The 24052-nt window shown below is 35.0% G+C and carries 17 protein-coding genes; 11 read left to right on the forward strand and 6 right to left on the reverse strand.

All coding sequences use genetic code 11. The features are described 5' to 3' along the window. The first annotated feature begins 3 nt into the window (after nt 1-3). Nucleotides 4-948, forward strand: coding sequence for an OmpA family protein (locus C245_RS0107210; protein ID WP_026109927.1), 945 nt, complete (start codon nt 4-6; stop codon nt 946-948). An 82-nt stretch (nt 949-1030) separates the two neighbouring features. Here the strand turns inward: C245_RS0107210 and C245_RS0107215 are convergent, their stop codons facing one another. Further along, nucleotides 1031-1651, reverse strand: a complete 621-nt coding sequence (locus C245_RS0107215; protein WP_017495915.1) for a GEVED domain-containing protein — start codon at nt 1649-1651, stop codon at nt 1031-1033. A gap of 312 nt (nt 1652-1963) precedes the next feature. Between C245_RS0107215 and C245_RS0107220 the strand changes: the two genes are divergently transcribed. Then, nucleotides 1964-3001: an NADP(H)-dependent aldo-keto reductase gene (locus tag C245_RS0107220; RefSeq protein WP_026109928.1), complete on the forward strand. Its 1038-nt coding sequence runs from the start codon at nt 1964-1966 to the stop codon at nt 2999-3001. Nucleotides 3002-3132: 131 nt separating this feature from the next. Here the strand turns inward: C245_RS0107220 and C245_RS0107225 are convergent, their stop codons facing one another. The 5 genes from C245_RS0107225 to panC all read right to left on the reverse strand — a co-directional run bounded on the left by C245_RS0107225 (nt 3133) and on the right by panC (nt 9215). Continuing rightward, nucleotides 3133-5097: a transglycosylase domain-containing protein gene (locus C245_RS0107225; protein ID WP_017495917.1), complete on the reverse strand. Its 1965-nt coding sequence runs from the start codon at nt 5095-5097 to the stop codon at nt 3133-3135. A gap of 155 nt (nt 5098-5252) precedes the next feature. Next, nucleotides 5253-6614 carry a DNA repair protein RadA gene (gene radA, locus C245_RS0107230; protein ID WP_017495918.1) on the reverse strand — a complete coding sequence of 454 codons (1362 nt, stop codon included), beginning with the start codon at nt 6612-6614 and terminating at the stop codon, nt 5253-5255. Continuing rightward, nucleotides 6614-7768, reverse strand: a complete 1155-nt coding sequence (locus C245_RS0107235; protein ID WP_017495919.1) for an alpha/beta hydrolase — start codon at nt 7766-7768, stop codon at nt 6614-6616. Before C245_RS0107235 ends, radA begins: the two co-directional genes overlap by 1 nt. Nucleotides 7769-7971: 203 nt before the next feature. Then, nucleotides 7972-8322 (reverse strand): aspartate 1-decarboxylase, encoded by a 351-nt coding sequence (gene panD, locus C245_RS0107240; protein ID WP_017495920.1) that lies wholly within the window; start codon nt 8320-8322, stop codon nt 7972-7974. Nucleotides 8323-8336: 14 nt separating this feature from the next. Continuing rightward, nucleotides 8337-9215 carry a pantoate--beta-alanine ligase gene (panC, locus tag C245_RS0107245; protein WP_017495921.1) on the reverse strand — a complete coding sequence of 293 codons (879 nt, stop codon included), beginning with the start codon at nt 9213-9215 and terminating at the stop codon, nt 8337-8339. Nucleotides 9216-9293: 78 nt separating this feature from the next. On the opposite strand from panC, the gene C245_RS0107250 reads away from it, so the two are divergent. The 9 genes from C245_RS0107250 (at nt 9294) to C245_RS0107295 (ending at nt 23868) form a co-directional block, all read left to right on the forward strand. Beyond that, the gene (locus tag C245_RS0107250; protein WP_017495922.1) at nt 9294-10100 is read left to right on the forward strand and encodes a glycogen/starch synthase; all 807 of its coding nucleotides are present in this window, start codon (nt 9294-9296) and stop codon (nt 10098-10100) included. Nucleotides 10101-10121: 21 nt separating this feature from the next. Next, the gene (locus tag C245_RS0107255; RefSeq protein ID WP_017495923.1) at nt 10122-11744 is read left to right on the forward strand and encodes a DUF4270 domain-containing protein; all 1623 of its coding nucleotides are present in this window, start codon (nt 10122-10124) and stop codon (nt 11742-11744) included. A gap of 10 nt (nt 11745-11754) precedes the next feature. Next, a complete protein-coding gene (gene glmS, locus C245_RS0107260) occupies nt 11755-13605 on the forward strand; it encodes a glutamine--fructose-6-phosphate transaminase (isomerizing) (RefSeq protein WP_017495924.1) in 1851 nt (616 codons plus the stop codon). Nucleotides 13606-13732: 127 nt separating this feature from the next. Further along, the gene (locus C245_RS0107265) at nt 13733-14188 is read left to right on the forward strand and encodes a T9SS type A sorting domain-containing protein (protein ID WP_017495925.1); all 456 of its coding nucleotides are present in this window, start codon (nt 13733-13735) and stop codon (nt 14186-14188) included. A gap of 7 nt (nt 14189-14195) precedes the next feature. Next, the gene (locus tag C245_RS0107270; protein WP_081603521.1) at nt 14196-20519 is read left to right on the forward strand and encodes an RHS repeat-associated core domain-containing protein; all 6324 of its coding nucleotides are present in this window, start codon (nt 14196-14198) and stop codon (nt 20517-20519) included. Nucleotides 20520-20644: 125 nt separating this feature from the next. After that, complete coding sequence (locus C245_RS0107280; RefSeq protein ID WP_157495792.1) at nt 20645-21028, forward strand: hypothetical protein; 384 nt, start codon at nt 20645-20647, stop codon at nt 21026-21028. Between the two features lie 93 nt (nt 21029-21121). Next, entirely contained in the window at nt 21122-21637 is a 516-nt protein-coding gene (locus C245_RS0107285; RefSeq protein ID WP_017495929.1) for a hypothetical protein, read from the forward strand. A 144-nt stretch (nt 21638-21781) separates the two neighbouring features. Next, the gene (locus tag C245_RS23635; protein WP_017495930.1) at nt 21782-22921 is read left to right on the forward strand and encodes a tail fiber protein; all 1140 of its coding nucleotides are present in this window, start codon (nt 21782-21784) and stop codon (nt 22919-22921) included. Further along, nucleotides 22918-23868, forward strand: a complete 951-nt coding sequence (locus C245_RS0107295; protein ID WP_124020590.1) for a tail fiber protein — start codon at nt 22918-22920, stop codon at nt 23866-23868. Before C245_RS23635 ends, C245_RS0107295 begins: the two co-directional genes overlap by 4 nt. Nucleotides 23869-24052: the final 184 nt, after the last annotated feature.

Genomic DNA, 24052 nt, shown 5'->3' on the forward strand with positions numbered 1-24052 from the left:
AAAATGATTAAAAAGGCCTCTGTCGGATTACTGGTTGTAGCAATGTCTATGACCTCATGTGTATCCAAGAAAATTTACAACGATCTTGAAACCAAATATTCGGATCTGAAAAAAGAAAATCGATCTATTACGGATGAAAATGAGAGTTTACAAAAATCAAAAAATCAGTTAGAACTGGATCGTGACGCTTTAACAAAAGATCTAAATGCAACTAAAACGGATCTTGAAAAACAAAAAGCAGATCTGGCTGCTCAACAGAAAAAATACAAAGTACTTCAGGATTCGTATAATGCCTTAGAGAAAAACAGCAACGATGCTTTAGAAAGTAATATGGCTAAAAACCGTGAACTTTTGGCACAACTGGAAGCGAAATCTAAAAAATTGGCCGATGAACAGGCTCGTTTGGATAAAACAGCAAATCGTCTGAACGAACTAGAAGCAATGATTGCCGCGAAAGAAGAAGCAATGCGTAAATTGAAAGAGACACTGTCGAAAGCATTAAACGGTTTTGAAGGCAAAGGGCTGACGGTAGAACAGAAAAACGGAAAAGTATATGTTTCGATGGAAAACAAACTGCTCTTTAATTCAGGTAGCTGGGCCGTTGGTACCGAAGGTAGAAAAGCTGTAGTGGAGCTTGGAAAAGTGTTAGGGGATAATCCCGATCTTTCGGTTTTAATTGAAGGACATACTGATGATGATCCTTACGCAGGTTCAGGACCGATTGCCAACAACTGGGATTTGTCTACCAAAAGAGCCACTGCCATTGTGAACATTCTAAGTGAAAATACTAAAATCAATAAGCAAAAATTAACGGCAGCAGGCCGCAGCGAATTTTCTCCTCTGGCAAGCAATGCTACTCCGGAAGGAAAAGCAAAAAACCGTCGTATCGAGATCATTTTAACACCAAGATTGGACGAGATTGCGGAGATGCTTAATAGTATAAATTAAGATGCTAAGGTTCTAAGGGGCTAAGTCTCTAAGATTTTAAAAAAAAAGGTTCAAAGTTTTACTTTGAACCTTTTTTAATTGTTTACAATTTAGTTTTAATGTTTACGGCATAATCTTCGACCTGTCCATACTGAAAAGTTCCACAACCGGTTCCAAAAGGTGGGTCGGTAACAGGTGTACCGGGCAGAGATAATATACTTCTCATCTCAATCCTCATTCTGGTAGAACCTAGCGATGCTGTGGAAGGGATGGTAATTGTTCCGTTTACCGGATCGGTACCTTGTTTACTTTTCCAGACTGTTTCTCCCGGATCAGTGAAATCGCCATCTTGATTGTAATCGATGTAGACAAAAAATTGTACGCCAAAGCCATCTTTTCCATATTGACTGTAAAGACCAGGTGTAAGTGAAATAGTATTGCTTGAACCTAATGCGAAATTGCCAGATATGTTAGTGAAATCTTCATAACCTCCTTTGCCTGTTGAAGCATTGTTGATACTGCCAAAAACGACTTTGTCTAATCGCTCTTCACTGGTTATAATCCCTGCCGATTCACAATACTTAGGTGGTACTGATACTACCGGATCTTGTTTTATTTCTTCTTTTACTTCTTCTTTTACTTGTTCTGGAGGTGTTTTAGTGTTTTCTTCAGTTGAACAGGCAAAAACCGAGAAGGTCAGAATTCCCAGAATAATTTTTTTCATTTTGTTTGGGGTTTAAGGGGTTAAAAATTTATAAGACAATTGTTGTTCAGAGCAACTGTATGTTGCTGCGAGCAAGTAAATTTATAGAGACTATTCTTATACATTCTTTTAAAAGGAATGTCTGGTTTATGACTTGTAACAATTGGGGTGTTGCAGGTGGCAAAAGGTAAAATCCAACCTTATCTTTTTTTTAACTTTTGAGAGATTTTCATTTGAAGAATCGCTTCGTATCTTTGAGTTTTAATAGTTGGATGCTGAAAGCTTAAAATCTTAGCAACTCAGCTCCTTAGTAACTTAGAGCCTTAAGAAGAAATGAAATACACCACTTTACCCCATACCGACATAAAAGTTAGTAAAATAAATCTCGGAACGATGACTTTCGGGCAACAGAATACAGAAGCCGAAGGGCATCAGCAAATGGATTACGCATTGGAGAGAGGCGTTAATTTTTTTGACACAGCCGAAATGTATTCCGTTCCCGCACGTGAAGAAACTTACGGAAGTACAGAGAAAATTATAGGAACCTGGTTTAAGAAATCGGGAAATCGTGACAAAGTGGTATTGGCTACCAAAATTGCTGGTCCGAATCCTGCGTTCACGTACATGCGGGAAAAAGGTGATTTCTCACCAGCGAGCATCAAATATGCTTTAGAGAACAGTTTAAGACGTCTGCAAACCGATTATATCGATTTGTATCAGATGCATTGGCCGGAGCGAAAAACCAATTGTTTTGGACAACGTGCTTTTAACGGTCACGACGATGTTTGGGAAGACAACTTCAGAGAAGTACTAGAAACATTTGACGGCTTAATTAAAGAAGGTAAAATAAAACATATTGGAGTTTCGAATGAAAATGCCTGGGGAATGATGCGCTTTTTAGAAGAAAGCAAATACCAGAACCTTCCAAGAATTAAAACAGTTCAAAATCCGTACAGTTTGCTGAATCGTCTTTTTGAAGTAGGTTCTGCCGAAGTTTCAAAGTATGAAAATGTGGGATTGTTGGCTTATTCTCCTTTAGCCTTTGGAGTTTTGACGGGTAAATTTTTAACCGGAGAAGCGCATCCAAATGCCAGAATTAATCTTTTTCCGCAATATACACGTTACAACAGTGCACAAAGTACACAGGCCACAAAGTTATATCAGGAAATCGCGATTAAACATGGTTTAACCTTAACTCAATTAGCGATGGGATTTGTGTTACAGCAGCCATTTTTAACAAGCGCTATTATTGGTGCCACAACTATGGAGCAGCTAAAAGAAAATATTGATACGATCGATGTAGTGTTGTCAGAAGAAATTATAGCCGAAATTAATGCTGTTCAGGCCATAATTCCTGATCCGGCTCCTTAATTAGTACTACTAAATTAAACACAAATTCCACAAATTAACACGGATTGAACTCGTGTTAGTTTGTGGAATTTTTATGTAGAGGATAAGCGATTTCAAGCCTAAAATTAGTGCCAATCCGTGAAATCCGTGTTTTACAGGTCAAATTCGTCTTCAATCGCTAAAGAATCATTCTTTACCGCTGTAGAATCTGGAGCTTTAATTCTTATCAGCGAACGCGCATTTCCCGAAATGTAAACGGGTAATTGTCCAAGCGTATCTTCAGGAACCAACAAACCTCTTCGGAACATTAAATTCTTCAGGAATTTTTGATTTTTCAATGCATAATCCCTTAAATTGCCTTGATCATTAAATTGATACATGAATTTTCGGGGTTTCGGAATAATTGTCGCTAAGTACAGACATTCATCAACATTCAAATTAGCGGGGCTTTTCTGGAAGTAAAAATGACTTGCTTCCCCAATCCCGTACACATTAGGTCCCCATTCGATAATGTTGAAATAAACTTCCAGCATTCTTTCTTTGCTTACAACGCGATTGTTCTCTAAAATGTAAACCAGTAAAATTTCTTCAAGTTTGCGTGAAAGCGTTTTTTCTCTGGTCAGGAAAACATTTTTAATCAGCTGCATGCTAATGGTACTTGCACCGCGTGAGAATTTTTTGGTTCTGATGTTTTTTAAGATGGATTGTTTAAAAGCTTCATTGATAAAACCACGATGCGAAAAGAACGACGGATCCTCAGTCGTCAGAACACATTTTCGTAAATAAGGTGAAATTTGATCTAAAGGCGTATAATTAGGGTTTGCATTTCCAACCAAAACCGGGCGTTGCAGCACATTCTGAATAATAGCGCGATAAACAAACTCTCCATTCAGCTTGTTAAGATCTGCTTCGCCGTATTTCGTGATTTTCAAACCTTCTTTGTTGAGTTTACTATCAAAAACCAAAGCATTCGGTTTGTTTTTATTGAATTTAAAATCGAGCTTGTAGTCAAAACTTCCGGCAGCTTCCATCCCTTCAAAATGGGTAAACAAACCTTCCGGCAGAGAAACAATAAAATCTTGTGCCTGCATTTTCGGAATGTTTACTTTTAAAGTATAAACGGTATCCTTCTCAGTGTCATAAGAAACATAAGGATGCAGTTTGATTTTATTCAACTGCATGGTCGAAGTGCTGTCGATCGAAATAAAACTATCTCCCAGTAAGAAACGATAATCAAAACGGGCATTTTTGATCACAACATCTTTGCTGGCAATTTTCGGATGATTGATTTTTAAATTAGTAATAGACGTATAGCCGTCAAGATGTAATTCGCTGCCATCTTTTTCAATATTCTGAACATTCAGGCGAATTGAATCAAAGCTCGCTTTTAAGTTGTAGCGTTCGTCTAAGTACGGAACACGAATTGCTCCGGTATCCAGGTTAAAAAAACGAATGTCAGCTTTTTTATTTCTCGGATCGGCAAAGCCTTTGATGTTCCAGCGCTGATCAAAATCTTTGCTTTGAACATGAAGGTTGGTTTCGAGCTGTTTGTTGTCTAAAATCAGTTTGTTAATAGCTACAGACGTTTTTTTGCCATTGTCGTCGATTCTGAAATTTAAATTCTCAAGCTTCATATCGGTCGGAACCAGATTTAATAGTTTCGAAATGATGCGATAAGCAAAGGAAGCGTATTTTCGCTTTTCGTTTTTGTCTGAATCTGATTTGTCTTTTTTTAAGAAAGCATCAAAATTGCGAATACTTCCTTTTTTAACCAGTTGAATGTAGCCGTTGTTGACTTTTAAAGTTCCAATTTGAACATCACCAATCAATAAATTGGCAAGACTGATACTGGTTTCTATTTTTTGAATATGGCAAAGAGTATCGGCATTTTTAGGAACCAGAATCACGTTGGTCAGTTTTATACCGGACAAACCGTCAAATGAAGCTGATTTTACAGAAAATGTACTGTTGTATTCCGTATTCATTTTGTGGGTTACTTTAGCGATAGCTTGCTTCAGAAGTGAATCGCGAAAAAAGTAAAATCCTAAAAAAAGTACTATCAATACTGATGCAAGTATTAGGAGTCCTTTGTATATTTTTTGTTTTGGGAATTTCATAAAGTTAATTTCATAAAAATTGCGCTTATTCGCAAAATGAAAAGTTTTTTTGCCGCTGATTTCTCGAATTAGATTAACACGAACAAATTTGAATTTGCTATAAATTTAAATAAAAGTTCGTGTTTAATTAGTGTAGTTCGTGGCGAAAAAACGAATTATCCAAAAAGAATACTGGCCACATCTTCGATTTTAGCCACCAATTCAATTTTGATTCCTATATTTTTTAACGCAATTTTATTGTATTTGGATACAAAGATAGTGGTGAATCCAAGTTTTTCAGCTTCCTGAATACGCTGGTCAACACGATTTACCGGACGAATTTCACCTGAAAGCCCAACCTCTCCGGCAAAACAGAATCCTTTGGTTACCGGAATGTCTTCATTGGAAGATAAAATTGCAGCAACAACAGCTAAATCAATCGCAGGATCATCAACAGAAATTCCACCTGTAACATTTAAAAAGACATCTTTGGCCCCTAAACGAAATCCGGCTCTTTTTTCGAGAACCGCCAGAATCATGTTCAGTCTTTTGGCATTGTAACCCGTTGTGCTTCGTTGCGGAGTTCCGTAAACTGCGGTACTAACTAAGGATTGTATTTCGATCATCAAAGGACGCATGCCTTCAAGTGTGGTCGCAATTGCTGTTCCTGATAATTCTTCGTCTTTATGGGAGATTAAAATTTCGGAAGGATTGGATACTTCGCGTAAACCACTGCCCAGCATTTCGTAAATTCCAAGTTCGGCAGTGGAGCCAAAACGGTTTTTTAACGAACGTAAAATTCGGTACACATGATTGCGATCGCCTTCAAACTGTAAAACCGTATCGACCATATGTTCGAGGATCTTAGGTCCGGCAATATTTCCGTCTTTGGTGATATGTCCGATCAGGATAACCGGAATATTAGTTTCTTTTGCAAATTTGATGAGTTCCGCAGTGGTTTCCCGGATTTGAGAAATACTTCCTGCAGTAGATTCAATATAATCGGTATGTAAAGTCTGAATCGAATCGATAATTACAATTTCAGGCTGTATGGCTTCAATTTGTTTGAAGATATTCTGTGTTTTAGTTTCCGTTAAAATGTAGCAATTGTCACTGTTAGGAGTGATTCTCTCCGCGCGCATTTTGATTTGCTTCTGACTTTCCTCTCCGGAAACGTATAAGGTTTTGTACGGTAATTTAAGTGAAATTTGTAGCAAAAGCGTACTTTTTCCAATCCCCGGCTCACCTCCTAAAAGCGTTAAGGATCCCGGGACAATTCCGCCTCCCAAAACACGGTTTAATTCACCATCAGTAGTATTCATTCGAATTTCCTGTGCCGAATCAATTTCGTTAATTTTTAAAGGACGCGGCGCTTTACCGTTTGAAGTAGGTTCGCTTTTCCAGGCTACCTTTTCCTGCTTCTGGATAATTTCTTCAGCAATAGTATTCCATTCTTTACAGGCATTACATTGCCCTTGCCATTTGGCATATTGAGTTCCGCAGTTTTGGCAAAAAAAGGAAGTTTTAACTTTTGACATTATTTGGTGGTTTTTGCTAATGCATTCATCTGATCCATTTTCTCGTACATCAAATCTTTATTCAAATCACCTATTGGTTCCATTTGAGAAGCATTTTGGTATTTTTTAGAAGCTCTTTTAGGATCTCCCATTTTTTCATACATCAATCCTAATTCATATTCTCCCAGCATGGCTTTTGGATAGTTTACGTTTCCAATTTCGGCCATTTTACCTAATTCATCATAAGCGTTCTTTTTTAAAATAAGATTTTCAATTACTTTGAAATCACTTATTCTCACTGGAATCTGAACTCCCAGAACTTTAGACATCGTATTGTATTTGTTTTCTAAATAATCAGCATATCCCGTTTCCAAAACAGCAATTTTATTGTTGTATTCGAAGGAATTAATAGGCTTGTAAACATCAAAAATTTGATATAAGGCACTAGGGATTGCATGTAAAACCTGAGTATAGTGAGTGGTGCCTTTGAATAAATCGTATTTGTAACTTACAAGCGGATTATTGGCAATTTTTATATTGCTGTCTAATTTTTCGATAGGTTCTTTGAGTTTTTTATTGTCACCATCGGCTGCAGAAAGGTAATAAAATACAGGTTCTGTAATTTTGGCAAGTTTCTCAGGTACTCTAATTTCCATTTTATTTGCCAGTTCCGGACTAAAAGCAATATAGGCATTAAAAAGAGGCTGCTCTTTGTAAAGGTAAAAATTGATGAAGCTGGCGGTTACATCATGACCGGCAATAATCCTGAAAGGCGAGGTACGGTATTTTTTCTCAATGTAAGGAACTAATTCAGCTCCCACAAACTCAAAAAAGTTGGCTCCTTTTTCAAATGGCAATCCGGTATTTTGATCAATAGTAGTATCATCTTCGCGTTCGTCATTTTTGTTTTGATGGACACCAATAATGATCATTTCAGGTAAGTCTCCCCAATACGTGCCATAACTTACAGCGCCGGAAAAAGGATCGAATAAATAATCGCCATCCAGTAGGTATAAAACAGGATATTTTTTATCAGGATTGGCTTCGTAAGATTCCGGAAGTCCAATGGTTATTCTTCGTTCTTCTCCGAGCTTTTCGGATTTAATGTTGTCGAATTTTTTCTGCGAAAAGACAGAAAATGAAATTAAAGTAATAAGTAGGTAAACTTTTTTCATGAGTTGGGCATTTCAGTGAGTTAAAAAGTATTGAAATAATGTAGCAATATAACATTTTATTTGCTCTTTTATTATTGTAGGAATTTTAAAAACAGCAAGACGCTTTTGTTATTAAAGTCAATATTGAATTTAAACCAATAAAATAGTGTTTGTGTCAATTGGGAGTTGAACAAACTAAGTCGAATAAAGTGTAAAAGGAAAAACTAGGTTAACGAATTATCGTTTTCATTTGGGAAAATGATCCATGGTTTGAACGTTTTAGCTTCTTCAAACTCCAGGGTAGCATAAGAGATGATAATGATAATGTCGTCTTTTTGAACCTTTCTCGCGGCAGGTCCGTTCAGAGTAATTTCTCCTGAATTTTTCTCTCCCTTGATTGCGTAAGTTTCAAAACGTTCGCCATTATTGATGTTTACAATTGCTACTTTTTCGCCTTCAATGATGTTTGAAGCTTCCAGTAAAGTTTCATCAATAGTAATGCTGCCAATATAATTTAAATCAGCTCCGGTTACTTTAACTCGATGAATTTTAGATTTTATAACTTGAATTTGCATGGTGCAAAGGTAAATTAATTTAATGAAATGGTGTCAATCAACCTGATAGAATTAACAAATACCGCTATAAAGGCACGGTAGTTTTTGTCTTTATCTTTGTGTTCTATAGGTAATAATGTGGATTCATCAGCAATGACAAAATATTCGAGTTCAAATCTTTCGTTGTCTTTGAAAGAATTTTCGACAAACTGAATCGTTTCTTCAGGAGTGTCTTTCTGAAATATTTCTTTTGCTTCAGTAAGTATCTTAAATATTATAGCGGCTTCTTTGCGTTCCTCAGCAGTTAAGCGTTCGTTTCGGGAACTCATGGCAAGTTGATTGTCTTCTCTAAAAATAGGACAGCCCACAACATTTACGGGTAAATGATTTTTTTCGACCATTTTTTTAACAATCTGCAGCTGCTGAAAATCTTTTTCTCCAAAGTAAGCATTGGTAGGAGTCACGATTTCGAATAAACGTTTTACGATGGTTCCGACTCCGTTAAAATGACCAGGTCTGAATTTTCCTTCCATCTGATTTTCTAAACCGTCAAAATCAAAAGCTTCCGAAACGGTGTGTCCTTCATAAATATCTTCTACGCTAGGAGCATATAGAATCATTTTGTCGCTTAAACCTCTCATTTTCTTCACATCTTCTTCTAAAGTACGTGGGTATTTTTCGAGATCTTCGGGGTTGTTGAATTGAGTTGGGTTCACAAAAATACTCACAACGGTATCGTCATTTTCTTTCAGTGATCTTTGCATTAAAGCCAGATGCCCTTGGTGTAAAGCTCCCATTGTGGGTACAAATCCAATAGTGGAATTTGCGGTTTTGATAGTTTTCAAATAGGCTATCAAAGCTACTTTACCGTAGAAAATATGCATGGCAGTATTATTAAAATTTACTGCAAACATAATATATTAGTTAATAACTGCATAAAATTTTGTAATTTTGCAACGTTTTTATTACCAAAAATTAAGTAAAATACTATTATGAAAGATAAGAGGATATTATATGTATCATCTGAAGTCGTGCCTTATCTGGCTGAAAATGAGGTTTCTTTAATGTCTTATGACGTTCCGAAAATGATTAACGATCAAGGAGGTCAGATTAGAATTTTCATGCCAAGATATGGAAATATTAATGAGAGAAGACACCAGTTACACGAAGTAATTAGACTTTCAGGAATGAACTTGGTAGTGAATGACTTAGATATGCCATTGATTATTAAGGTTGCTTCCATTCCGAAAGAAAGAATTCAGGTTTACTTTATTGATAATGATGAATATTTTAAACGTAAAGCAACTTTTGCCGATGAAGACGGAGTTTTGTATCCTGATAATGACGAACGAGCTATCTTTTTTGCAAAAGGAGTTGTTGAAACTGTAAAAAAACTAAACTGGGTTCCGGATATTATCCATGTTCACGGTTGGTTGGCTTCGATGTTGCCTATTTACATGAAGCACTATTATAAAAATGAAGCTTTATTTTCTGAAACTAAGATCGTAACCTCGGTTTACGGACAATCTTTTGATGAAAATCTGGATTTGGAAATGATTAATAAAGTAAAATTTGACGGGGTTCCGCATGAATCAGTTGCTGATCTGGAAACCCCTAACTACGAAAATATCCTAAAAGCCAGTATATTGCATTCTGATGCTGTAATTATAGCTTCTGAGCATGTATCGCCAAGTTTAACAAAATTTATAGAATCTTCAGGAAAACCTTTTTTACCTTTCGCCACGAAAGATGCATTCGCTGAAGCGTATACAAATTTCTATAAAACAATGGGTCTCTAAATTTAAACTTTATTATTACACATGTACAATACTTCTTTTGTTAAGAAAATACTATTAGTTGCAACAGTTGTCCTTTTATATTCTTGCGATAAAGATTTTAATGCGATTGGTGATGGTTTGATCGGAGACGATCATTTTGGTCTGGAATCTGAAAAATATGAAGTTTTAGCTTATAATCAGGAAGTAACCCCAATTCAGTCAAACGGATCGGTAAATTATGGTTTAGGTATTTATGATAATGCAGTTTTTGGTAGTTCCGCTGCCAGTTTTGTGACTCAGGTTAGTTTGGATACGTATGCACCAACTATTGGTGATGCACCGGAGATAGTAAGTGTGGTGCTTAGTGTACCTTACTTTAATCATGTAAAAACGGCAAACAGTGACGGAAGCAGAACTTTTGTACTGGATTCTATTTACGGAGCGTCTAATGGTAAAATTAAATTAGGGGTTTATGAGTCAGGGGTTCAAATGCGTAGTTCTTATTTTGACGGAGGAGCTCAATTTGCACAGTTGTATAATACAGATATGGATACAGATACAGGTGTAGCGGATTATATCAATTTTGATAAATCTAAAAAACCTTATGTTGCTACCGGGAAGCCTTTAAATGATGATCCTAACATAGCACAAAATGATGAATTTTTCTTCAATGCGAGTGAGATCACAGATGTAAGTACAGATCCTACAACAGGTAAAGAAACGAGTACTAAAGTTGCCCCTGAAATGCGCTTGAATTTGAATAAAGCTTTCTTTTTAGATAAAATTCTTAAAGCTCCGGCTGCAAAATTAGCCTCTGCCGATGTTTTTCAGGAGTATTTTAGAGGATTATATTTTAAAGTAGAGCGTTCAGGTAGTAGCCCGGCTAATATGGCTTTGCTGAATTTTGCAACAAATGGTAAAATTACGATCAAGTACAAGGCTAAGACGGCTATAACAACAGACCCTGATGCTACAACAGAGGATAAGACCTTAATTATTAAGCTTACAGGTGCTTCGGCAAGTTTGCTTAAAGAATCAAAAGATCCTGCTTATGCCAGTGCAATAGCAAATCCAAATAATAAGACCGGAGACGACAGACTTTATTTAAAAGGAGGTCAGGGATCTTTAGCGGTATTAGAATTGAATGGTTTTGGAGCAAAATTAGATGAAATCAGAACCAATAAGTGGTTGGTGAATGAGGCTAATTTAGTTTTTTCTATTGATTCAGATAAAATGACAGGGACTTATGAGCCTAAACGAATTTATTTGTATAATCTGGATGATAATGTGCCTATTGTAGATTACGTTTCTGATGGAACTTCTTCATCGAATCCGTTATTGAATAAGGCAATATATAGTGGGATTATTAATATAGATCCTACAACCAAAAGAGGTACTACCTATAAAATTAGATTAACCAATCATATTCGTAATATGATTAAGAATGCAACTGTGAAAAACGTAAAGTTAGGTTTGGTGGTGACAGGTGATGCAAGCACAATAGCTTCTAACAAATTAAAACTAAAAAACAACGTTATCTCAGAGGCGCCTAGAGCCTCCGTTATTAGTCCATTAGGGACGGTATTATTTGGAGGCACTTCAAGTGCAACTATTCCAACAGGGAAGAAATTACAGCTTGAAGTTTACTACACGAAACCAAATTAATAATTAATATATGTGTGGAATTGTTGGATATATCGGTCATCGAGAGGCTTATCCTATTGTAGTCAAAGGATTAAAGCGACTCGAGTACAGAGGATATGACAGTGCCGGTGTTATGTTGTATGACACTGAATCAGGGATAAAACTTTGTAAAACAAAAGGGAAGGTTTCGGATCTTGAGGCTAAAGCCAAAGAGAACTTAGACGCAACCGGAAGCATAGGAATTGGACATACACGTTGGGCAACTCACGGGGTTCCAAATGATGTAAACTCACACCCGCATCTTTCTAATTCAGGAGAGTTAGTTATAATTCATAATGGAATTATTGAGAATTATGCACCGCTAAAAGAAGAATTAAAAAAGAGAGGTTATACTTTTAAATCAGATACAGATACCGAAGTTTTAGTGAACTTAATTGAAGAAGTTCAGAAAAATGAAGGTTTGAAATTGGGTAAAGCAGTTCAGATTGCTTTAAATCAGGTAGTAGGAGCTTACGCAATTGCTGTTTTTGATAAAAAGAACCCAAATGAAATTGTAGCTGCCAGATTGGGTAGCCCATTGGCAATTGGTGTTGGAGAAGGAGAGTATTTTATTGCTTCTGATGCTTCGCCTTTTATTGAGTACACTTCAAATGCGATCTATCTTGAAGATGGTGAAATGGCAAACATTAGATTGCATAAACCTCTTAAAGTTAGAAAAATTAAAGATGATTCATTAGTAGATCCTTACATTCAGCAGCTTCAAATGAATTTGGAGCAAATTGAAAAAGGGGGTTATGATCATTTCATGCTAAAAGAAATCTACGAGCAGCCAAGTGTTATAAAAGACACGTACAGAGGAAGACTTCATGCCAATGAAGGAATCGTTCAAATGGCGGGTGTTGAAGATAATTTAGAGAAATTCTTAAATGCTAAACGAATTTTAATCGTTGCTTGTGGTACTTCATGGCATGCTGGTTTAGTTGCTGAATACATTTTTGAAGAATTTACCCGTATTCCCGTTGAAGTAGAATATGCATCAGAGTTCAGATACCGTAACCCAATTATAAACAAAGACGATGTGGTAATTGCAATTTCTCAATCAGGGGAAACGGCAGATACTATGGCGGCTATTAAGTTGGCGAAAGAAAACGGGGCGTTTGTTTTTGGAGTTTGTAATGTCGTAGGTTCTTCTATTTCAAGAGAAAGTCACGCAGGTGCTTATACGCATGCAGGACCTGAAATTGGAGTAGCATCTACTAAAGCCTTTACAACTCAAATTACAGTTTTAACTATGATCGCATTGCGATTAGGTAAAGCAAAAGGAACGTTATCAAATACTGATTTCCATACCTATTTACAAGAGTTAGAGATCATCCCTGAAAAAGTAGCAGAAGCATTAGAAACGAACGACCGAGCAAAAGAAATTGCAGCAGCATTTAAAGATGCGCCAAATTGTTTGTATTTAGGACGTGGTTATAATTTTCCGGTAGCGCTTGAAGGAGCTTTGAAATTAAAAGAGATCTCTTATATCCATGCTGAAGGTTACCCAGCTGCTGAAATGAAGCACGGGCCAATCGCTTTGATTGATGAGCACATGCCGGTTATCGTTATTGCGCCTAAGCAAGGGCATTACGATAAAATTGTAAGTAACATTCAGGAAATCAAATCCAGAAGCGGTAAAATCATTGCTGTAGTTACTAAAGGTGATACACAGGTTCGCGAATTAGCTGATTATGTAATTGAGATCCCTGAGACTTCAGATGCATTGTCTCCACTGATCACGACTATACCTTTACAATTGCTTTCGTATTACATCGCAGTAATGAGAGGTTGTAATGTTGATCAGCCTCGTAATTTGGCAAAATCGGTGACAGTAGAATAGAAAAATTTATCTAAAACATATAAATGTTTAGAAATGCGAGGCTTAGGTCTCGCATTTTTTTTGCTTGTTTTTTGTAGGAGGGGGATTGCAGTTCTATATTTGCAAAAAATTCGTTAAAAGCGATTCTATGAAAAAACTATTACTTTTTATTGGTCTTCAATTTTGTTTATTGGCCACTGCACAGCAAAAAATTACTTTTAATTATGATGCAGCAGGAAATCAAATTCTTAGAGAATTGTGTTTGTCCGGTTGTTCTCAATCAGCTAAAAAGGCAGAAGAGGTTAAAGAAATTGAGGCATTAACTGAGGATGATTTGTTAAAGTTTTCCCCCGAAGATGTGATCTCTTATTATCCTAATCCTGTAAAAGAAGAACTTTATTTGCAATGGCAGTTAGGGGAGGAGAATTATGTGACTTCTGTTCAGGTATATAATACCGTGGGACAGATACTACAGACTTACGGAGGAAACGAAAGAAGGAATAGCTTAAATATTCCTTTTCAGAATTACCCGGGTGGTGTTTATCTTGTTCTGCTTTTTTATAAAGACGGAGGAGAGAAATCGATTAAAATTATCAAGCAATAAATTTTACATGAAGAAGTTTTATTTTGCCCTTGCATTTTCATTCATGGGTTTATTTGTTTTTGGACAAACGGCATCAACAGAAGTAGGAATCACTGAAGGAGAATTATCTGTTTCTTTATCCGGGGCAGCAAATTATACAATTCCGATTGTGGTTCCTCCCGGTATTAATGGAGTCGTGCCGCAAATAAGTTTAAATTATAACAGTCAAAGAGGATTAAGTGGTAACGCAGCTCGTGGCTGGGATATTATGGGGACTTCTAGAATAACAAGAATACCCTCTACAAAATTTCATGATGGTGTAATAGATCCTGTTGATTTTGATGCTTTGGATCGTTTTGCGTTAGATGGACAACGTTTGATTGTTAAAAATGGAAGTAATTTGGGATATGGAGCAAATGGTACTGTTTATGAAACGGAATATTTTTCAAATCTTAAAATAACGTCATATGGGGTACATCCTGGTGGAGCAAATTATGGACCCGCTTATTTTCTTATTGAGTATCCGGATGGATCAAAAGCTTATTACGGCAATTCGACAGATTCGAGATCAATTATGGAATGGTCTATTTTGTATTTTGAAAACGTTCAAGGGGTTCGTATTAATTATAGCTACATATTGTTAAATGATACTTTATATGTTGATACTATAAAATATGGAGGGATTGTCAACGGGAATCAGCCAAATGAAGTCAAGTTTGTTTATGCAGATCGTGATGTTCCGGATAATTTTTATGTTGGAGGAATGAATGTAATAAGATCAAAAAGGTTGAAAGAGATAAAAGTCTCTAGCAATGGATTAGGTTTTCGAAATTATGGGTTTTCATATTTGAATGTGGATCTTATAAATAAAATTATAGAAACCAGTGGTGATGGAACAAAAAGTTACAACCCAACAGTTTTTGATTATAATATGGCCTCTGAGCAAATAAAATATCTTAACATACCGACTTTGTTGGATATTGGGAATGTAAAATCCTTAAATGCTGGTGCTGTTTCCGGTGATTTTGATGCTGATGGTAAAATGGATTGTTTGGTTTATCCAACATTGGGTGATGAAGCTAAAACTAAGTATTGGTTGTACGCAGGAATAGAATCGGGGATTAATTTGGGATTAGAACATAAAGTAGGTGTGTTTGAAGATATTGTTCCTGCAACATTTTTAAGCGCAGAAAATAAAGTTTTGCCACAGGGTTGGGTAGTAGCAAAAAAGACAGATGCGGATTATACTTTTACAGTATATGGTATGAGAAAAATCTTGAGCACCCCGACCGTATCTGATCAATATAGCAGAGTTGTTAGCTTTCCTCAAGTTGTTGTTTACAGCTATTGCTCAGATTGTAGAGAGATGTTTCCAAAATTGACAGTTTTTCCTAAAAAGATTATTTCAGGAGATTTTAATGGCGATGGATTAACGGAGATTTTAGCTATTGATACACCTGTCGCTTCAGTAAAATGTGGGCCAAGAACTTTTGCAGGTTGTAAATCTGTAGATGAAGAAATTGTTTCTAAAAGCGTTTATTTTATTGATTTGACAAGAACGAAAACTTCTGATTTTCTAACATATTCAGGCGAACTAAATATTGCTTTATCTAAAACATCAAAAATCGAGGTTGGAGATTTTAATGGTGATGGTAAATCAGATATTTATGTTTTTAACAATGGCGTTTTGACTATTTATTCCGTGGACAAGGATAAAAAACTTATTGTCTTATTTCAAAGTTCTTCATTGGATAATGCTATTGTGCCTGCTTTACCTATTTTAATTGGAGATTATAATGCAGATGGAAAATCAGATATCATGATTCCAAAGGCGTATGGTTCTTCACAATGGTATAAATATACTGCTACTGGAACTACAATGATAAAAGAGGAGAAAACATATGTCCCTGTATTTACTCAAAATGATTCTAATACAACTTATAATTACATCGCAACAGATTATGATAATGATGGCAGAACTGATTTGATAAAAACGTTGAATTTTGTTCAAAATAATACGGGCTATATTTCAATTCTACCTTACAGAAACTCGAATGGTGATTTTACCATCGATGCCCAAGTTGTTTCTACAGGTCCGAAATCTGATATTGACATTTATGCTCTGCCCGTATATTTGCCGCAATCAATAAATAAGATTAATAGTGTTGGAAACAAAGCAAACTCGACACTTGAAATAGCATTTTTTAACCAAAAAAGTATACATTTTTTTAATTCTGGGACTGATTTTAAAAAGCGATCTTTAATAACTAATATAACAGATGGTAATGGAGTACAGGAATCAATTTCTTATACTCCATTAAATACACAGTTTGCAAATACATATCAGAATACACCAATTTACAAACCAAGTTTAGATATCGCAGTTTATCCTAATTTGGATATTCTTATTGATCCTGATTTTTATATCGTTTCAAAATTAGAAAAACAAAGTAAGGATAATTATAAAAAAAGATTATTTGCTTATTATGGTGCTGTATCTAATATGGAGGGGCTGGGATTTATTGGATTTCGTTCAGCCGTGCAAACCGATTGGTATAATGATAATACCACCATGTTTTCAAATATTATAAAAAACGATATTGATTTAAGAGGTGCTAATATTCAAAATTATTTTGTAGAAGGATTTAGAGAGCCTTTAATAACTCTGCCTATTACTCAAACTGTCAAAAATATTGTTAAGGGACAAGATGCAGATTATATTGTAAGCGGATCTGATAATTTGGTAGCTACAGAAAGCATTACATTAAAACCCAAAACGATAATAAATGCTGGTAGTACATTTTCTGCTAAAATAAATGAGAGCGCAAACGACTCTCCAAATACTCCTCAAGACTTTATAGTAAAATCAATTTTGAGTTATGATAGTAGTCTTTTGCCAAATAAGGTTTTTAGATTAAAGAATACAAGGACAAAGCAATTTAATACGCTTAATAATATAAACACTGAAAATTATATAGAGTACGATGATTATGATAATGTTGTTAAATCAACAAATATAATAAAAGAAGGTATTGCTACAGTCCAGACAACAGTTTCAAACGTAGGCTATAATAGCCCATTGACTGTACCATATATAATTGGAAGGCCAGAAAATAAGTCTGAAAGTGTTTCTATAACTGGAAGTACGATAACTTCTGAAGAAAAATATGTTTATGATACTAGAGGTCTTCTTAAGGAAAAAACAACAAGAGGAACAAGTACTAATTATATTACAGAAAATAATGAGTATGATCTTTTTGGAAATATCAAAAAAAAGATAATAACAGCAACTGGTGTTACGCCTAGAGAAGTTAATTATGAATATGATCCATCGGGAAGATTGTTGACAAAATTTACAAATTCAGATAGACTTTCAACATCATTTGTATATTATCCTGATGGGACATTAAAATCCGAAACGAGTCCTTTTGCATCAACTTCATATACGTATGATTCATGGTTTAAAAGATTAACGGCAAAGGATGAAAAATTAAACAAAACGATTTCGACTGCTTATACAAAAAATGCAGAAAAGGCAATAATAACTACAACGGATGCTTCTGAAGGAAGTGTGATGGAAGAAGTGTTTGATGACCTGGGCAGAAAAGTAAAAACAGGTGTAAAAGATATTAACGGGGCGCTTTCTTATGTTTCGTATTTGTACGATATTTACGATAGAAATTATAAAACAAGTGAACCTTATTTTGGTGCAGCTCCTTCGCAGTGGAATGAAGTCAAGTTTGATGTGTATGGGAGGGAAACGGACAAAATAATGTTCAATAAAAGAACCACTTCAAAAAATTACGATGGGTTAATATCCACTTTTACTGATGGGCAAAGAAGTAAAGCTTTTACAAGTAGTGCTATCGGAACGATAAAAAATGTAAATGAAACGACTGGAGGTGATATTAAGTACAGTTATTTTGCAGATGGGAGCTTAAAGCAAACCAGTTATAATGGAGTAAATATAAATATAGAACAAGATGGTTGGGGGCGTAAAACGAAACTAATTGATCCATCTGCAGGAACTTTTGTTTATAACTATAATGATTTTGGAGAGCTTACGTCAGAGATAAGTCAAAATGGAAATGTCATTATAAGTATAAAACGTGACGATTATGGTAAAGTGATTGAGAAGAGAATTGTAGGTCCAGAAACTAAAAGCATAGCAAATTACACTTATGATTCAACTACTCAGTTACCTTTGACGATAGATTATGTCGATGAAAAAGAACCTACGGGTATTAATAGAACTCTAACAAGAATAGAATATGATGATTTATTTAAGAGAGTAACTACTATTACTGAAGAAAAATTTAATGTAACTAAATTCACAAAGTTATTTACTTATGATGGCTTAGGAAGAATTGATACGGAAACAAAGACAGCAAAAATTGGTAATAAAGAAAGTAAGGTTGTAACTAAGAATGTCTACAAGAATGGATATTTATATCAGATTTTGGATAATGCGAATAACAAAGTGCTTTGGCAGACTAATGAGGTAAATGCTAAAGGACAGATACTGGAAAGCGTAGCTGGTAATGGAATAAAAATGACAAACGAGTACAATAATGATGGGTATTTGTTTAAAATAAAATACGATAAAACTACAAATCCGGTTCAGAATATATTGACGCTTACTACTGAATTTGATAAAAAAACTGATAATTTAGATAGTAGGATTAATAGTGCTTTTGGTAATTATACAGAAACTTTTAAGTATGATGAAATTGACAGATTAAAAAAGTTCACAAACAGATTAGGTATTGAGGAAACACAAAATTATGATCCTTCAGGGAAGATAACGAACAATAGTGTCGGTGTTTATAGTTATGATGATAAAAATAAGCCATATCAGAATAATGCAATTACACTTACCAATGAAGCGGCAGCGTACTATTCGGGCAGAGAAGGTGTTGCAGGTACAAGTGAAAGAAAATTGATTGTAACTTATAATGCTTTTAAGAGTCCAATTCAAATTGAGGAAACTGGAATTGATAAAATAAGTTTTACCTACAACGACAATAATCAAAGAAGTACAATGTATTATGGTAGTCTCGATGATAAATTGCTAAGACCTTGGCGTAAACATTATTCTGCTGACGGTACTATGGAAATTAAAGAGAATATTGTAACTGGGGCGATTGAATTTGTTACTTATATTGGCGGCGATGGTTATACAGCCCCAATCGTTGCTAAAAGCAACGGAGGTAATGGGTTAAGTTATTTATATTTACATAGAGATTATCAAGGTACTATTTTAGCCATAACAGATGCTAATGCAACAGTGGTCGAAAAACGATTGTTTGATGCCTGGGGTAGTATCATAAAAGTTCAGGATGGCGTTGGTAATACGCTTAGCGGTTTGACAGCTTTGGACAGAGGATATACAGGACATGAGCATCTGCAGAGTGTTGGATTGATTAATATGAATGCAAGATTATACGATCCAATGCTTCATAGATTCCTACAGGTGGATAATTATATTCAGGATCCTACCAGTACACAAAATTATAACCAATACGGATATGTGTTAAATAATCCTCTATTGTACACAGATCCAAGTGGTAATGTGACTCAGGGACCAGGTAAAGATTGTATAGATTGTGGACCTAGTCCAACTGAACAGACTTTTATTGGGAATGCAATAAAAGGTTTAGCGAATAATTGGGATTCTTTAGGCATTAAAGACTGGTTTAAGAGAAATATTAACGGGGATGGAATCAGCCAGTGGTGGAAAAGTAAGATTAGCTTAAAAAATATATTTGGGGGTAGTAAAAAATCTGGACCACCGCCTAATATGAGTAGTTATGTGAGTTTAAATAATGCTAGTTTGACTGGGGCTTATCCAGGAACTAACTATTCAAATACAAAATATAATATAACAAGTGATTATTCCATTTATCTAAAACCTGTTGATTTTGAAAAAGTAGCTGTAAAAACAAACGAAGTGGCGACATCAGCATGGATAATTACTTCGGGTCTTGAGGCAGCAGGAAAAGCAGCTCCTTATATGAGCGGAATAGGAAGATATGCTGGTAATATTTCTACTGGTGCTCAAATCATCGATCATACAATAAAAGTTAATAAAAATGAAAAAAAAGGCGGGATTTCTATAGGGAAATATGTTTATCGAATGACTGGCACAGCGGCTTCATGGGGAGTTGGAACGGCAGTTTCATCCTGGGGAGTTGGAGGTTCTTTTGCTGGACCTTATGGCGTTTTAGCAGGAATAGTTGTTGGTGCAGGTTTTCAAGGAATGGAATATTCTTATGATGTAGTTGCTCCACAAATTCAAGGAAGTTTTAATCATTTTTTTAACGCTTTAAATAGCGGTAATTTTGTTAGATAAAATTAAGTAAAGATTATGGAAATAAAAGTGACTTTTTTCAACCAGCTAAAAATGCTTATTGATTTGATTGTTATGTCAATACTGTTTTTAATTTTGGTGTTTCTTATAAATCTAACAGAATTAAAATGGGAATATTTTGTATTAATTTCTTATTTGGTATTCTTTTTTTTCCAGTATTATTACTTCACATTAACTACTTGAAGGAAAATTTCGACAATGTTTTTATTCTAGAAAGTAATATAATAATTAATAAAAACAGTTTAGAAACGTTAAAGTACACCTCTGAAGAAATTCGTGAAATTATATTTTTTATGAATGGCTCGAAAGGTACTGTCAATGGAACATTGGCTTTCAGTAATTACTACTATGCAAAAATTGAACTTTTAGATGGATCTAGTTTTATAATTACTTCTTTATGTTCTAATAAAATTGATAAAATTTTAAAGGATAATTTTAAGAATGTTGAGATAAGGATCGAAAAAGTATTTTATCCTTTGATTAATCAATAGACAGAATATGTTTTTGGATGTTAAAGTATAACTCTGCTTCCCGAAGTCTCTCGACTTCAGAGTTACAAAGATTTTTATATAAATGTTAAAATAATGAAAGTAATTATTGTAAGTCTATTCTTGATGTTGTTTCAGGTATCATTCTCGCAACAACTTAGCTATAAAAGTGGGGGAGTCATTTACAACGATACTGAAAACAAAAAACTTTCATCCAGTGTGGTTCGTGCCTTTATGGATAATAATCCGGAAGCATTGTCACTTTATAATGCCGGGCGTAACAAAAAAACGTGGGGGAATGTGTTCCTCTATGGAGGTACAGGTCTTGTGGTCGCTAATTTAATAGTGGGTTTAACTCAGGATAATACTACGGTGTCTTATCCCGGAAACGGATATAATCCTTCGATTAAATCTGAGCGTACCAGTTTTACAGCCGCGATTATTGGAGGTGCGATGATTATCGCTTCCATTCCTATTAAAATTGGATATCCCAAAAAAATCAAATCCGCCATTGCGAAATACAATGACGGTTTGGTAAAAAACCATAAATCGGTTTCCAAAACGACTTTAGTAGCAAGTACTAATCAAATAGGGCTTAGAATTGAATTTTAATTAAGGAGATGGTTGTTTTTTGTTATCTCATTCTTTTCGTAATTCTATCATGAAAAAATTTTGAATGATATTTTATTGTTACTGATGACACTTTGAGAGAATGATTTATAATAAAAAAGAATTATAGAAAATAAAAGAATTTGTATGAGTTTGTTAAGTTTAAAAAAGATTGTGGTGTTGCTGGTATTATTAGAAGCTTCGTCTTTGTATAGCCAGGGTTTGCCTATAGTGGGGTTTGGAGATTCTGCTAATTACAAAATTGACACTTTTGCTGTTCCGGGATCATCCGGTTTGGATTTGCATTGGCATGGGGGGATTCGTTTTGGTGATTGGACAGGCAATGATGTTATGAGAATTGAAAATGGGAATGTAGGTGTTGGAGTTTTAAATCCCACATCTAGATTACAGGTTTCAAATTCTTTTAATACAAATACTAATGAAGTTATTGCATCATTTGGAAGGTTTGCGAATGCTTCAGGGGGAAGTAGTATAGTGCGTTTTGGTTATCATAACACTTGTGATTTTGAAGTTAATTCAGGTTATAGTAGTACGGGGCATCGTTTAGGGGGTTATTTTGATCTTAACATAACGAATAATCATCCGGGAGGAAATCATGGGGGGATAAATTTCGCTACAAATTCAAGTGTTAAAATGGCAATAAATGTAAATGGTAATGTCGGAATTGGAACTTCTACTCCTTCCAATATACAAGGTTGGGATAGAGTATTGGATGTTGCAGGAGTTGATAATTCTAAAATTCTGGCAACTTCGAGAAATGGATTGTCTAGGGTGGGTATTTTTTCGCATAATGATTGGTATGGTGGTGGTGGATTTGTTGGTACAGAAAGTAATCATCCTTTACATTTAATAACAAACTATAATGTAAAAATGTCAATTCTTGCGAATGGTAATGTGGGAGTTGGAACATTAGTGCCAGATTCAAAATTAACCGTTGCCGGAAATATTCATGCTCAGGAAGTAAAAGTAACGGCTAGGGCGGGCGAAGTTCCCGATTATGTTTTTGCGAATGATTACAAATTAAAATCATTAGAAGAAGTGGAGAGGTATATCAAACAAAATAGCCATTTACCGGAAATACCATCAGCTAAAGAAATAGAGAAGAATGGTTTGATGCTGGCAGAAATGAATTTGAGTTTGTTAAAGAAGATGGAAGAAATGACGCTTTATATGATTGAAATGAAGAAAGAAAATTTAGTAATGACAGCTAAACAGAAACAGCTAGAAAATACAGTTCAGGAATTAAAAAATATAATAAAACAATGAAAATAATAAGTGTTTCTATCTGTTGTTTGCTTTTTTACATAAATGTTAGCGCGCAAGTTTCTAGCTCTTTGTCTGTTCTTGATACTAGAGATAATAATGATCTGCCAAATTTTTCATCAAGGGATTTTAGAGTTGATTTTAAAACAAGAAGCACTATAGGAGTACCTGGTTCGGGTTTTTACTCTACAAATTTAACAATATCGCCTTGGGCAAATAATGAAAATAGTGGAGATAAAAATCATCAGCTAAATTTTAATAATGGTGGTATTTTTTATCGAAATGCATATCCTTTAGATGTCCAATGGAGTGAGTGGGGAAAGATTTTAATGTCAGATCAAGATGGGAATGTAGATTTAACAGGAAGGTTAGCTGTTTTAAGAACCGCTAATCGGCCTGGTAAAGCACATATTCTTTTTGGAAATGGTTCAGCTTTGTCCGGTCAGCCTTCCGCTATGCTTAGCTTTGCTGGATATGGAATTCAACATTCAGGATTTACATGGGTTCCCAACACTTCTATGGATGAAGGTAAGCTATTTCTTTCGTTTGGAGGCGCTGAGGATGGAATTGCTAATCCAATAAAAGTGACTTTTCAATCTAATGGGAATGTAGGTATTGGTACAAAAAATCCAGATTCAAAACTTACCGTTGCCGGAAATATTCATGCTCAGGAAGTAAAAGTGACGGCTAGGGCGGGCGAAGTTCCCGATTATGTTTTTGCAAATGATTACAAATTAAAATCATTAGAAGAAGTGGAGAGTTATATCAAACAAAATAGCCATTTACCCGAGATACCATCAGCGAAAGAAATAGAGAAGAATGGTTTGATGCTGGCAGAAATGAACATGAATCTGTTGAAGAAGATGGAAGAAATGACGCTTTATATGATAGAACAAAATAAGAGAATTAAAGATTTAGAAAAACAAATCGAAGAAATAAAAAGAAAGTAGGAATAATTGTAAAATTACATTACTGTTAAAAAGCGAGATTTTTGGTCTCGCTTTTTTTGTATTGCCAGATTTTTTTTCTGCATATGGTATTTTTAGTAAATCCTCAAAATTTCCCTATAAAATAATATGTATGCATAGTAATTGAATTGTTGAAGGTTTAATATTTGATTTTAATTTAATAAAA

Source organism: Flavobacterium sp. WG21, from assembly GCF_000335775.1.
Classification (GTDB): Bacteria; Bacteroidota; Bacteroidia; order Flavobacteriales; family Flavobacteriaceae; genus Flavobacterium; species Flavobacterium tructae.

Bases quoted from the DNA above. Each gene is read 5' to 3' on its own strand.
- C245_RS0107210 (WP_026109927.1), top strand. From the start codon at position 4: ATGATTAAAAAGGCCTCTGTCGGATTACTGGTTGTAGCAATGTCTATG.
- C245_RS0107215 (WP_017495915.1), bottom strand. From the start codon at position 1,651: ATGAAAAAAATTATTCTGGGAATTCTGACCTTCTCGGTTTTTGCCTGT.
- C245_RS0107220 (WP_026109928.1), top strand. From the start codon at position 1,964: ATGAAATACACCACTTTACCCCATACCGACATAAAAGTTAGTAAAATA.
- C245_RS0107225 (WP_017495917.1), bottom strand. From the start codon at position 5,097: ATGAAATTCCCAAAACAAAAAATATACAAAGGACTCCTAATACTTGCA.
- radA (WP_017495918.1), bottom strand. From the start codon at position 6,614: ATGTCAAAAGTTAAAACTTCCTTTTTTTGCCAAAACTGCGGAACTCAA.
- C245_RS0107235 (WP_017495919.1), bottom strand. From the start codon at position 7,768: ATGAAAAAAGTTTACCTACTTATTACTTTAATTTCATTTTCTGTCTTT.
- panD (WP_017495920.1), bottom strand. From the start codon at position 8,322: ATGCAAATTCAAGTTATAAAATCTAAAATTCATCGAGTTAAAGTAACC.
- panC (WP_017495921.1), bottom strand. From the start codon at position 9,215: ATGTTTGCAGTAAATTTTAATAATACTGCCATGCATATTTTCTACGGT.
- C245_RS0107250 (WP_017495922.1), top strand. From the start codon at position 9,294: ATGAAAGATAAGAGGATATTATATGTATCATCTGAAGTCGTGCCTTAT.
- C245_RS0107255 (WP_017495923.1), top strand. From the start codon at position 10,122: ATGTACAATACTTCTTTTGTTAAGAAAATACTATTAGTTGCAACAGTT.
- glmS (WP_017495924.1), top strand. From the start codon at position 11,755: ATGTGTGGAATTGTTGGATATATCGGTCATCGAGAGGCTTATCCTATT.
- C245_RS0107265 (WP_017495925.1), top strand. From the start codon at position 13,733: ATGAAAAAACTATTACTTTTTATTGGTCTTCAATTTTGTTTATTGGCC.
- C245_RS0107270 (WP_081603521.1), top strand. From the start codon at position 14,196: ATGAAGAAGTTTTATTTTGCCCTTGCATTTTCATTCATGGGTTTATTT.
- C245_RS0107280 (WP_157495792.1), top strand. From the start codon at position 20,645: ATGGGAATATTTTGTATTAATTTCTTATTTGGTATTCTTTTTTTTCCA.
- C245_RS0107285 (WP_017495929.1), top strand. From the start codon at position 21,122: ATGAAAGTAATTATTGTAAGTCTATTCTTGATGTTGTTTCAGGTATCA.
- C245_RS23635 (WP_017495930.1), top strand. From the start codon at position 21,782: ATGAGTTTGTTAAGTTTAAAAAAGATTGTGGTGTTGCTGGTATTATTA.
- C245_RS0107295 (WP_124020590.1), top strand. From the start codon at position 22,918: ATGAAAATAATAAGTGTTTCTATCTGTTGTTTGCTTTTTTACATAAAT.